At 60.8% G+C, this 12,952-nt stretch carries 5 protein-coding genes; 4 read left to right on the top strand and 1 reads right to left on the bottom strand.

The window, feature by feature from the left end; genetic code table 11:
- Window positions 1-103 precede the first annotated feature (103 nt).
- The 4 genes from rpoB to glmM all read left to right on the top strand — a co-directional run bounded on the left by rpoB (window position 104) and on the right by glmM (window position 10,012).
- Window positions 104-3,748, top strand: a complete 3,645-nt coding sequence (rpoB, locus tag NFR19_RS03835; protein ID WP_285813445.1) for a DNA-directed RNA polymerase subunit beta — start codon at window positions 104-106, stop codon at window positions 3,746-3,748.
- Window positions 3,748-8,178 carry a DNA-directed RNA polymerase subunit beta' gene (locus tag NFR19_RS03830; protein WP_251212465.1) on the top strand — a complete coding sequence of 1,477 codons (4,431 nt, stop codon included), beginning with the start codon at window positions 3,748-3,750 and terminating at the stop codon, window positions 8,176-8,178. Before rpoB ends, NFR19_RS03830 begins: the two co-directional genes overlap by 1 nt.
- 71 nt (window positions 8,179-8,249) lie before the next feature.
- Window positions 8,250-8,672, top strand: a complete 423-nt coding sequence (gene hisE / locus NFR19_RS03825; RefSeq protein WP_251212464.1) for a phosphoribosyl-ATP diphosphatase — start codon at window positions 8,250-8,252, stop codon at window positions 8,670-8,672.
- Between the two features lie 2 nt (window positions 8,673-8,674).
- Window positions 8,675-10,012, top strand: a complete 1,338-nt coding sequence (gene glmM, locus NFR19_RS03820) for a phosphoglucosamine mutase (protein ID WP_251212463.1) — start codon at window positions 8,675-8,677, stop codon at window positions 10,010-10,012.
- Here glmM and ppk1 read toward each other — a convergent pair.
- Window positions 9,995-12,886, bottom strand: coding sequence for a polyphosphate kinase 1 (gene ppk1, locus NFR19_RS03815; RefSeq protein ID WP_251212462.1), 2,892 nt, complete (start codon window positions 12,884-12,886; stop codon window positions 9,995-9,997). The genes glmM and ppk1 overlap by 18 nt on opposite strands.
- Between the last annotated feature and the right edge of the window lie 66 nt (window positions 12,887-12,952).

Below are 12,952 nucleotides of genomic sequence, written 5' to 3'. Positions count from 1 at the left end.
ATAATTAGTAAAAAAAATCCTTGACACAGGTGGTTTTCATACTTATTTTAGTGCGTTGCTGCAATTTTCAGATTCAAGCTTGCATCGAAAGGGGAGACGCTTCGTGGCCAAGGCAAAAAAACAGCGTGCTACCAGCAATTACAGGGATCGTCGCAGCTTTGCGAAGATCCAGGATGTCATGGATCTGCCAAATCTGATCGGTATTCAGGTTGACAGCTTCAAGCACTTCCAGACCGAAGGCATCACCCAAGCGTTCAACGACATCATGCCCATCGAGAACAGCACCAAGGATATGGCGCTGGAGTTCGGCGAGCATGAGTTCGAGGAACCGAAGTACACCGTTGATGAGTGCAAGGAGAAAGACGTCAGCTATCAGGCGGCTCTGCGCGCCAACGTTCGCTTCATCAACCGTGAGACGGGCGTCATTGAAGAGCAGAAGGTCTTCATGGGCGACTTCCCGCTGATGACCCCGCGCGGCACGTTCATCATCAACGGCACCGAGCGCGTCGTGGTCAGCCAGCTGGTGCGTAGCCCCGGCGTCTACTTCGGCAGCGAGCGCGACAAGACCTCTGACAAGACCATCTACAACGCCAAGGTCATCCCTAGCCGCGGTGCCTGGCTCGAATTCGAGACCGACAAGCGCGATGTGCTCTCTGTGCGCATCGATCGCAAGCGCAAGCAGCCGGCCACGCTGCTCGTGCGCGCCCTCGGCTTGGCCGAGACCAACGAAGAGATCATCGATCTTCTGGGTGATTCCGAGATGCTGCGTCGCACGCTCGAGCGCGACCCTGCTACGACGAAAGAAGAGAGCCTGATCGAGCTGTACAAGCGCTTCCGTCCGGGCGAGCCGCCCACCATCGATTCGGCGCGCACGCTGCTCGATGGGCTCTTCTTCAACCCGCAGCGCTACGACCTGGCGAAGGTAGGCCGCTACAAGATCGACAAGAAGCTCGGTGAAGACCCTGAGGTGGACGAGTCCTCCACGCTCACCAAAGAGGACATCGTGCGCACGATGCGCTACATCATCGCGCTGCACGATGGTGTGGAAGGCTACACGACCGACGACATCGACCACTTCGGCAACCGTCGCATCCGCACGGTGGGCGAACTGATCCAGAACCAGTTCCGCATCGGTCTGTCGCGCATGGAGCGCGTGGTGCGCGAGCGCATGAGCATGCAGGAGCCCGACGAGATCACTCCGCAGAGCCTGGTGAACATCCGTCCCATCGTGGCGGCCATCAAGGAGTTCTTCGGTTCGTCACAGCTCTCGCAGTTCATGGACCAGACGAACCCTGCGGCGGGCATCACGCATAAGCGCCGCCTGTCAGCGCTTGGCCCGGGCGGTCTGTCCCGCGAGCGCGCTGGCTTCGAGGTGCGCGACGTGCATACCTCCCACTACGGGCGCATGTGCCCCATCGAGACGCCTGAAGGCCCCAACATCGGCCTGATCGGCAGCTTGGCAGCGTATGCCCGCGTGAATCCCTTCGGCTTCATCGAGAGCCCGTATCGCCGCGTGATCGATGGCAAGGTCACCGATGAGGTGGACTACCTGACCGCCGATGAGGAAGAGAATTACGTCATCGCGCAGGCGAACGACCCCTTCGATCCTGAGACGCGCGAATTCGGCACGCGCGACAAGGATGGCGTGTTCCATCCGAGCGCGCGCATCCTCTGCCGTACGAAGAACGCTGCTGGCGAGTTCGGCGAGCCTGACGAGGTGCCGCCCGCGCAGGTGGATTACATGGACGTGTCCCCGCGCCAGATGACCAGCGTGGCTACCTCGCTCATCCCGTTCCTTGAGCACGACGACGCGAACCGCGCGCTCATGGGATCGAACATGCAGCGTCAGGCCGTGCCGCTGCTGCGTCCGGTAGCGCCGCTCGTAGGTACGGGCATCGAGCATCGTATTGCAGTGGACTCCGGCGAGATAATCGTGGCCCAAAACCCCGGTGTGGTCGACTACGTGGACGGTCAGACCATCATCATCGAGACGAAGGACGGGGAATACGACGAGTATCTGATCCCCAAATTCCAGCGCTCCAACCAGTCCGGATCCATCAACCACCGTCCCATCGTGCGCAAGGGGGATGCCGTCGAGGTGGGCGACGTGCTGGCCGATGGCCCCAGCTGCGACCACGGTGAGCTGGCGCTGGGCGCCAACCTCATGGTGGCCTACATGCCTTGGGAAGGCTACAACTACGAGGACGCCATCATCGTGTCCGAACGCGTGGTGGCAGAAGATTTGCTGACCAGCATTCAGATCGCCGAGTACGAGGTGGATGCGCGCGAGACGAAGCTGGGCGACGAAGAGATCACCCGCGAGATCCCCAACATCTCCGATGACATGATCACCGATCTGGACGCCGATGGCATCATTCGCGTGGGCGCTGAGGTAGGCCCGGGAGACGTGCTGGTGGGCAAGGTCACCCCGAAGGGCGAAACGGAGCTCACCGCCGAAGAGCGCCTGCTGCGTGCCATCTTCGGCGAGAAGGCGCGCGAGGTGCGCGATACGTCGCTGAAGGTGCCTCATGGCGCTGGCGGTCGCGTGATCGGCATTCTGCGCTTCAACCGCGAAGAGGGCGACGACCTGCCGCCTCAGGTGAAGGATCTGGTGCGCGTCTACGTTGCTCAGAAGCGCAAGGTGCAGCAGGGCGACAAGCTCTCCGGTCGCCACGGCAACAAGGGCGTCATCTCCCGCGTGCTGCCGGTGGAGGATATGCCCTACCTGGCCGATGGCACGCCGATCGACGTCATCTTAAACCCGCTGGGCGTTCCCTCTCGTATGAACGTGGGTCAGCTGCTGGAGAACCACTTGGGCTGGGCTGCGAAGTGGGGCTGGTCGGATGAGGAAGAGACCGATGAAGTGGTAGAGGGTCCCCTGTTCGTATCCACGCCGGTCTTCGACGGCGCAACCGAGGAAGAGATCTCGGACGCCATCATGAAGGCGAACCGCAACCTGATCAACATCAACCATAAGAAGTACGGCGACAAGGCGCGCGACGAGCTGGTGCCGCAGCTGACGCCGACCGGCAAGACCTGGCTCTACGACGGGCGCACCGGCGAGAAGTTCCGCGAACCCATCACCGTGGGCGCCACCTACATCCTGAAGCTCGGCCACATGGTGGACGACAAGATCCACGCGCGCTCCACCGGCCCTTACAGCCTCATCACCCAGCAGCCGTTGGGTGGCAAGGCGCAGTTCGGCGGCCAGCGCTTCGGCGAGATGGAGGTGTGGGCGCTCTACGCCTACGGCGCTTCCAACGTGCTCCAAGAGATCCTGACCGTGAAATCCGACGACACGGCAGGTCGCGTGAAGAGCTACGAGGCTATCGTCAAGGGCGAGAACATCCCCGCTCCCGAGGTGCCTGAGAGTTTCAAGGTCTTGGTGAAAGAGATGAAGAGCCTGTGCCTGAACGTGGAATTGGAAGGTGCGGGCGGCACGCGCGATGTGAACATGGACATCGATGCAGGTGATGAAGACCGCGCTCTTTATGAGGCGTTGGCCAGCGGTGCGCGTAAGACCGAAGAGGAAGAGGGCAACGCTATCGACGATATCGCCGCCGAGCTGGGCGAGCTCATGAGCGATATCAACCGCGAAACCGCAGAAGAGCTTTTGATCGATGATGGGGATACGCTGGTGGCCACCGATGTGGCCGCAACGGCGCCTATCAACAGCAATACCGCAGAAGCTCTCGATGACCTTGCCAACGAGCTAATTGGCTCCCAAGAAGAGAAAGGAGCCGAATAATGGCGAACACCACCGAATACGATGTGCGCAATTTCGATGCGCTGCGCATCAGCTTGGCAAGCGCCGAGGATGTGCGCAGCTGGTCGCGCGGCGAGGTAAAGAAGCCTGAGACCATCAACTATCGTACGCTCAAGCCGGAAAAGGACGGCTTGTACTGCGAGAAGATCTTCGGCCCCACGAAGGACTGGGAGTGCGCGTGCGGCAAGTACAAGCGCGTGCGCTTCCGTGGCATCGTCTGCGAGCGCTGCGGCGTTGAGGTCACCCGCTCGAAGGTGCGCCGCGAGCGCATGGGCCATATCGAACTGGCAGCGCCGGTGAGCCATATTTGGTATTTCAAGGGCAGCCCCTCGCGCTTGGGGTATCTGTTGGACATCCCGCCGAAGGAACTGGAGAAGGTGCTCTATTTCGCCAGCTCCATTGTCACCTACGTGGATAAAGAGGCGCGCGAGGAAGACGCTGACGAGCTGCGCGACGAGCTAGCAGCCGATCTGGAAGAGCTGGACGCCGAGCGCGACCGCTTGATCGAGGCTACGCGCAAGCTATCCACCGACTATGTGCCCGAAGATGACGATTTTGTCGACTATGCTGATGATGACGACCGTCTCACGCCCGAAGAGGTGGAAGCCGAGATCGCCGACATCTACGAAGAGTTCAACGAGCGCAAGGCCCTGCGTGCCGACGCGCTCGATGAGTTCCTCAAGATCGAGCCGAAGCAGTTGGTGCCCGATGAGGCGCTCTATCGCGAGATGCGTGCCAATTACAAGGATTACTTCCGTGGCGGCATGGGCGCCGAGGCGGTGCGCGACCTGCTTGAGCAGATCGATCTTGAGACCACGGCCGAAGAGCTGCGCGAGATCATCAGCACCGGCAAGGGTCAAAAGCGCGTCAAGGCTACCAAGCGCTTGAAGGTGGTCGACGCATTCTTGAAGAGCGACAACGAGCCTTCGGACATGATCTTGGACGTGGTGCCGGTGATCCCGCCGGATCTGCGCCCGATGGTGCAGCTGGACGGCGGCCGCTTCGCCACCTCTGACCTGAACGATCTGTATCGTCGCGTCATCAACCGCAATAACCGCTTGAAGCGCCTGCTTGATCTAGGCGCTCCCGAGATCATCGTGAACAACGAGAAGCGCATGCTGCAAGAGGCGGTCGACTCGCTGTTCGACAACGGCCGTCGCGGACGCCCCGTTACTGGTCCGGGCAACCGTCCCCTGAAGTCCATCAGCGACATGTTGAAGGGCAAGCAGGGTCGCTTCCGCCAGAATCTGCTGGGCAAGCGCGTGGACTACTCGGGCCGTTCGGTCATCGTGGTGGGTCCGCAGCTGAAGCTGCACCAGTGCGGCCTGCCGTCGCAGATGGCGCTCGAGTTGTTCAAGCCGTTCGTCATCAAGCGTCTGGTTGAGCTGGAATACGCTAACAATATCAAGGATGCCAAGCGCAAGGTCGACCGCGGGGCGAGCCGTGTGTGGGACGTGCTCGAAGAGGTCATCGCCGACCATCCGGTGCTCTTGAACCGCGCACCAACCTTGCATCGTTTGGGCATTCAGGCGTTCGAGCCGGTGCTGGTAGAGGGCAAGGCCATCCGTCTGCATCCACTGGTCTGCACCGCGTTCAACGCCGACTTCGACGGTGACCAGATGGCCGTGCATGTGCCGCTGGGGGCTGAGGCTCAGGCCGAGGCGCGTGTGCTGATGCTGTCCTCGAACAACATCAAGAGCCCAGCACATGGTCGGCCGCTCACGGTTCCCACACAGGACATGATCATCGGTTTGTACTATCTGACCGCTGCGCGTGATGGTTTCCAGGGCGAAGGCCGTGTGTTCACCGATATCGACGACGCCATGCGCGCCTACGATGCGCGCGCCGATCTGGACCTCCAGGCGAAGATCTGGGTGCGTCTGCGCGTGCCGTGCCAGGTGGCTACGAGCTATGGCGTGGTCGAAGAGCACAAGGCGGGCGACCGCATCGAGACGACGGTCGGTCGCATCATCTTTAACGATGTGCTGCCGCCGGACTACACCTTCTTGAACTACGAGATGAACAAGAAGGAGATCAGCCGTTTGGTGGAGGATGTGTGCAACACCTACGAGCTCTCCGAATTGCCGCCGATCCTGGATGGTCTGAAGGATGCGGGCTTCCACTACGCTACGCGTGCGGGCGTGACCGTTTCGGTCTATGACGCTACCATCCCGCCCAGCAAAGGCGAGATCTTGGAGAAGGCGGACGCGAAGGTTGCCGCCATTGACGAGGACTATGAGATGGGCCTGGTCAGCGACGAAGAGCGCCACAAGCAAGTGGTCGATATCTGGAATGAAGCCAACGAAGAGGTTGGCGATGCGATGGCCGAGAACTTCGATAAGTTCAATCCTATCTACATGATGGCGTTCTCGGGCGCGCGCGGTAACATCAAGCAGATCCGTCAGCTCGCTGGCATGCGCGGCCTGATGTCCGACCCGAAGGGTGAGATCATCGACCGTCCCATCAAGGCGAACTTCCGCGAGGGCCTCTCGGTGCTCGAGTACTTCATCTCCACGCACGGTGCTCGCAAGGGCTTGGCTGACACGGCGCTGCGTACCGCTGACTCGGGATATCTGACCCGTCGTCTGGTGGACGTGGCTCAAGACGTCATCATCCGCGAGATCGATTGCGGCACTCACGATGGCGTACCCTACCCGCTGGAAAACGAGAAGGGCGAGCTGGACGAGAACCTGATCGGGCGCTGCCTGTTGGAGCCGGTCTGCGACACCAACGGCGAGATCATGCTGGATGCAGGAGACTACATCTCATCCATGCAGCAGCTGCGCAACATGCGCGAGGCGGGCATCGAAGAGGTCATCATCCGCACCATCATGACCTGCCATGCCGAACATGGCGTGTGCCAGAAGTGCTACGGATGGGATCTGGCCACCGGCCGTCCGGTCAACATAGGCACGGCAGTGGGTATCATCGCGGCCCAGTCCATCGGCGAGCCGGGCACCCAGCTCACCATGCGCACGTTCCACACCGGCGGCGTTGCGGGCGAGGACATCACGCATGGTCTGCCCCGTGTGCAGGAGCTCTTCGAGGCGCGCAAGCCGAAGGGTCAGGCGGTGCTGGCTGAGATCAGCGGCACGCTGCAGATCGGCGGAGACAAGTCTTCAAAGGTGCTGACCATCCACGATCAGGAAGGCAACGTTCGCGAGTACGTGGTATCGTCGCGCGTGACCATGATGCCCGGCGTGGTGGACGGCTGCGAGGTGCGCATCGGCCAGCAGCTGACCAAGGGCTCCATCAACCCGCACGACCTGCTGCGTTTGACCGATCCGAATACGACCCTGCGCTATATCGTGGGGCAGGTGCAAGGCGTTTACGTCAGCCAGGGCGTAGACATCAACGATAAGCACATCGAGGTGATCGCCCGTCAGATGCTGCGGCGGGTGGCCGTGCTCGATGCGGGTGATTCTAGCCTGTTGCCGGGTGGCCAGGTGAATCGCTTCGAGTTCGAGGATATCGCCAATGACCTGATCGCCGAAGGCAAGGAGCCGCCGGTAGGCCAGCCTCTGCTGCTCGGCATCACCAAGGCATCGCTGGCAACCGACTCGTGGTTGTCGGCAGCATCGTTCCAGGAGACGACGAAGGTGCTGACCGATGCCGCGATCGAGGGTAAGACCGACCACTTGGCGGGCCTCAAAGAGAACGTCATCATCGGCAAGCCCATCCCGGCAGGCACTGGCCTCAAGCGGTACCGCGACGTGACGCTCACGTACAAGGGCGCGCCCATCGAGGGTGCCGAGGGCGAAGTGCTGCCCGACTATGCGCCCGAGGCGCTGCGCGAGATAGAGAGCTTGCTGCCGCGTCCGCAGGATTGGTCGCTCGATGGCGAAGGATTCTTCAATGCTGCTGGCAGCTACGGCAGCTATTTGAATGCGCTCACCATGGGTCGACGCGGCCACAATCTCACCGATGAGCAGGCACGCCTCTACATCTTCGATGATCTGGGCGTGAGCCAGCGTTGGGCGAACAAGTTCAGCGAGGCGGGCATCGAGACGGTGGCTGATCTGCTGGGTCACACCGAGGACGACCTGCTGCGCATCGAGGGCATTGGCGTGAAGGCCATCGAAGAGTTGAAGGATGGCTTGGAAGAGCGCGGGCTGATGCATGTGATCGAAGACGATCTGTCAGCAACGAGCGACGATATGTCGCAGCTGCTCGATATGGTGTTCAGCCCCGATGACACCATCCTGATCGGTGGGGACGAGCCGCCCACCTTCAATAACGACGACGAGGAAATGCTGGGCGAGGCGTTGCCGCCGCGCAGCTACCAGCGCAATCTTGAAGAGCTCGATGCGCTTCTGGGAGCTGTTGAGGGTCTTGGATTCGGCATCACTGACGCCGAGACCGAGGCTGCTGCCGCGGAGGATGAGAGCGAAAGCACTCCTGACGCCCAATAGGCTGGTCGAAGATGAGGCGGGGCTGAGAGCGGCCCCGCCTTTTTGCATGATCTCGCATAAGGGAGACGCCCATGACCAATAAAGTCCACTTCACCGAGGGTGAGCAGCCCGCATCGCAAATCGGTGCTGCCCTTGAGCACCTTCAGCAGACGATCGAGGCGCGCAGAAGCGCTGGAGAGGAAAGCTACACCTACCGACTGTTGAGCGGCTCGCCCGATACGGTCTTGAAGAAGCTCATGGAAGAGGCGGGCGAGGTGGCGCTGGCGGTCAAAGATGTCGAGGCAGCCGATGCGGCCGAGCGCGATGCTCACATCGACCATATGCGCTACGAAGCAGGAGATGTGATCTACCATCTCATGGTGGTGCTCGCGCGCTACGGGGTTTCACTCGAGGAAATGGCCGCAGAGATGAACACGCGCATGACCGAGGACGCCATTGCGCTCCGCGGCGGAGTCGCATTGCTCGATCAGGAACATATCAAGAGGGGGAAATAGTCATGGCGAGGCTGTTCGGAACCGATGGCGTACGGGGTATCGCTAATGTGGAGTTGACCAACGAGATAGCATACCGTCTGGGGCAGGCCGCGGTGCGTTTTTTGGGCAAGACCATCGTGGTGGGCAAAGATACGCGCCTGTCGGGCGACATGCTGGAAGCGGCCATGGTGGCTGGCATCACCAGTGCGGGCGGCACGGCGCTTCTGGCGGGCATCGTTCCCACACCTGCGGTAGCACTGCTCACGCGCAAGCTCTCCGCTGCGGGTGGCGCGGTCATCTCGGCTTCGCACAATCCTCCCCAATACAATGGGATCAAGCTCTTCGACTCAAAGGGCTACAAGCTCTCCGACGATGCTGAGGACGCTATAGAGGCATTCATCGATGCAGGTGGCCTTGAAGGGGTCGAAGATGACATGCCGCAAGGGGCCGATGTTGGTTTCAGCGTTGACTTGAACGATGCTGCCGAGATCTATATCCAGCATGCTGTTGATGCCGTGCGCGGGCAGGACGTCACGTTCGAGGGGCTTACGGTGGCCCTCGATACAGGGCACGGTGCCTCTTCGGTGACCACCGCTGAGGCGCTTGAGCGACTTGGCGCTGCGGTCCATGTCATCAATGATGATTTCGACGGCATGGATATCAACGTGGAATGCGGCTCGACGCATCTTGGGCCGGTCAAGCAACTCGTGTCGGACAAGCATGCCGATGTGGGCATCGCGCACGATGGTGATGCTGACCGGGTGATGATGGTGACACCGGCAGGCGTTGAGATCGACGGCGATATCGTAGAGGCGGTCATCGCTCTTGATATGAAGCGGCGCGGCATCTTGCCAGCAGACACGGTGGTCAGCACGGTCATGTGCAATCTGGGCTTCGTGCACGCGATGCGCGATGCGGGCATTCAGGTGGTGCAGACGAAAGTGGGCGATCGGTATGTGCTCGAAGAGATGCGCGCGCAGGGATATGCTATTGGCGGTGAGCAGTCGGGGCATATGATCTTACTGGAGCACAACTCCACCGGAGATGGCCTGATGACAGCGGTGCAGTTTCTCGCGGCGGTGAAGCGCAGCGGCATTACCGTTGAAGAGGCGGCAGCAACGGTGAGCAAGTTCCCTCAAGAGCTGATCAACGTGCCCGTTGCCGATAAAGAAGCGGTAGCAACGAGCGAAGCGGTCGCTGCGGCTGTTGCTGCGGCAGAGGCGGAGCTGGGCGATGATGGCCGCGTGCTGCTGCGCCCGAGCGGCACCGAACCGGTGGTGCGCGTCATGGTCGAGGCGAAGGATGCCGATATGGCTCAGCGCATCGCCGAACGCGTAGCAGCCTCAGTTGCCGCCGAATAGTCTCTCGAAGAACCCCGTCTTCTTTTCCCGCGGGATGACGATCTGGTTGTCCTCGGGGGGCTTCTCGAAGAAGCTCTCAGGTGAGTCGTATTGCACCTCGTCGCGTCCATGGGCGTTCTTGGCGTAGCGTTGCATGGCCAGAGACACCGGCTGAAGTGGCCCTGACCCGTCCACCGCGGCGTGCACGCGCGCAACATCGATGGGTGCCGTGGTGCCGGTGGGAATGGTGCCGATGAAGCGCGGTGGCACCTTCATGCCAAAATGGTGCACGGGAGCCATGTGCACGGCAGGCGCCGCATCGGGCGCAAGCGCCTCGGCAGGTGCGAGGGGCATATCTACAACCGGAACCATAACATCACAGCGCGGATCGTGTTGCGGAGCATCCGTTGTGAGACCATGTGCCGCATCCGCTGAGATACCTTCCGCTGAGGCGCTGGCCATGCCCGTGGCCGTCATGTTCTCAGTAGCATACGCGGGCATGTTGGCAGGCGTGGTATCGCCGTGCGCAGTCGCTTCGCCACTGCTCGCAGTGCTTGCTGTGGGAGGTATGGTGACCACGGGAACCTCAGGGGAAGCTTTCTTCTTCTTTTTCTTGGCCTTAGGCGTGCTGGGTTTTTGCTCGCTTTGCACCGGCGGTGTTGGTTCAACCTGAACGTTGGGAGTCTCAGCATAGGCGCCTATGGTGGGCACCGCCTGCGTTTGATGCCGGAACGCTTCCATCTCGGCGGCTTCCAAGCGCTTCTCCTGCGCTTGTCCGATCAAGTATTCCTGCGAATCGAACAGCATGATGCGTCCGGTGGCAGGGTCTTCGGTGGCGAAGAAGCGCAGGGGCGTGTATTCCTTGTTCGGCAGCAGGTCGCGCAGTTTGGCCGTATCTGACATGCAGGTGCCAATGTATCCCACCACTTCGCTGCGCAGTCGCGCATCAAGAAGGGGCCAAGCCACTTCCACGCGTTTGTCCATGTTGCGCGTCATCAGGTCGGCGCTCGACAGATAGATGCGCACATCGCCATCGAGCGGCCCGAAGCAATAGATGCGGCTGTGCTCGAGCAGGCGCCCTACGATGCTGACCACGCAGATGTTGGCGGTGTAGTCAGCAAGGCCGGGCACAATGCAGCTGATGCCGCGGACGAGCAGCGTGCAGCGTACCCCCTCTCGCGATGCCTCGACGATCTTTTCGATGATGTCGCGATCGGTGATGGAGTTGGTCTTGAAGAAGAGTCCGCTGGGCAGCCCACGCCGGTGCCGCTCGATCTGCTCGTCGATGCCAGCGAGGATGTTTTGCTTGACCATGAGCGGAGCCACCCACAGCGTGCGGTATTCGTCGCTGAGGTTCTCAAGTGCGAGGTTTCGGAAGAAAGCATCGGCGTCGCGGCCGATCTGGGGGTCTGCGGTCATGAACGAGAAGTCGGTGTAGAGCGCTGCGGTCTTCTCGTTGTAGTTGCCGGTGCCCATCTGCGTGATGTATTGCGGCCCGTCAGGGGTTTGGCGGGTGATGCAGCATATCTTGGAGTGCACTTTCAGGTTTCTGAATCCGTAGAGCACTTTGCATCCTGCCTGCTCGAAGCGCTGCGACCATTCGATGTTGTTCGATTCGTCGAAGCGTGCGCGCAGCTCGAAGATGGCGGTGACGTCTTTGCCAGCCTCAGCTGCGGCGATGAGCGCTTCGGCCATGCGCGACTGCTTGGCCAGGCGATACAGCGTTATCTTGATGGAGACCACGGCCGGATCGACGGCTGCCTCGCGCAGCAGCATATCGAAGCTGTCCATGCTCTCGTAGGGATAGCTGATGAGCTTGTCGCCCTCTACCACCTGGTTGATGACCGATCGCGTGCGATCGAGGCATGCGGGCCATGCGGGTGTGAACGGGGGATAGGTGAGGCGCGCGCGTTGGTCGGCGCTGACTCGTCCGGCGAGTTCGTATACATAGCTCATATCAAGCGGAACCGACGATACGAAGCATTGGTGGCTCTTGAGGTGGAGGCGGTCCAGCAGTTCGCGCTTCACGGTGGTGGAAAGCTCGCGCTGGCTCTCCAGGCGCACGGGCGCCAGGCGTGCCCGCCGCTTGAGGATGCGCTTCATCTGCTCGCGGTAATCGGCGCCCTGTTCGTCTTCACCTTCAGCGGCATCTAGGTCGGCGTTGCGCGTCACGCAGACGATATTGGTGTGCTTGACCTTGTACATGCTGAATATTTCAGCAGCGTTCATCTCGATGAGCTTCTCGAGGAGCATGAATTGGCAACCCTTGCCCGGCAGCGTGACGATGCGCTCGCACTGGCGTGGCAGCGGCACGATGCCGAGCGTCACGCCTTCGGCGCCACCCTTCTCGGTCTTGTGCTTTTTCTTGTTGCCCTGCTCGTCAAGGCGCACGACCACGTAGAGCGCACCGTTTTCCAAATGTGGGAAGGGGTGGTGCGCATTCACGATCTGGGGCGAGAGAAACGGCATCACGTTAGCGCGGAAGTGCTGCGTCAGCACCGCGCGTTGTTCCTCGTTGCTATCATGTGGGTCCACATTGCGGATGCCCTCCACACCAAGAAGCTCTCGCAGTTTTTTGAAGCACTGCTCGTAATAAGGGTAGAGCTGATGGCAGCGCTTGTAGACGGCTTCCAGCTGCTCGGCGGGCGTCATGCCGCTCTTGGCATCGATGATGGTTTTTTTCAGCAGCGCCAAGTCGGTGAGACTGCCGACGCGCACCATGAAGAACTCTTGCAGGTTCGACCAGAAGATGCTGATGAAGCTCAGCCGCTCCAACAGCGGTACCGTGTCATCGGCGCCTTGGTCAAGGACGCGTTTGTTGAACTCCAGCCACGAGAGTTCGCGATTTTGCAGATATGGCGCTGCGCTGCGACGCATGTTCTCATCTTCGCCCATGGAGAGCCCCCTCGTTCATGCTGTGATGCCCTTGATCATGCAAAAGTATACCCCTCGGCGCGCGTG

The organism is Adlercreutzia murintestinalis (assembly GCF_943192905.1).
In the GTDB taxonomy this organism is placed as follows: Bacteria; Actinomycetota; Coriobacteriia; order Coriobacteriales; family Eggerthellaceae; genus Adlercreutzia_A; species Adlercreutzia_A murintestinalis.
This window is presented reverse-complemented; position numbering and strand designations above follow the sequence as displayed.

Bases quoted from the DNA above. Each gene is read 5' to 3' on its own strand.
- NFR19_RS03830 (WP_251212465.1), top strand. From the start codon at position 3,748: ATGGCGAACACCACCGAATACGATGTGCGCAATTTCGATGCGCTGCGC.
- hisE (WP_251212464.1), top strand. From the start codon at position 8,250: ATGACCAATAAAGTCCACTTCACCGAGGGTGAGCAGCCCGCATCGCAA.
- glmM (WP_251212463.1), top strand. From the start codon at position 8,675: ATGGCGAGGCTGTTCGGAACCGATGGCGTACGGGGTATCGCTAATGTG.
- ppk1 (WP_251212462.1), bottom strand. From the start codon at position 12,886: ATGGGCGAAGATGAGAACATGCGTCGCAGCGCAGCGCCATATCTGCAA.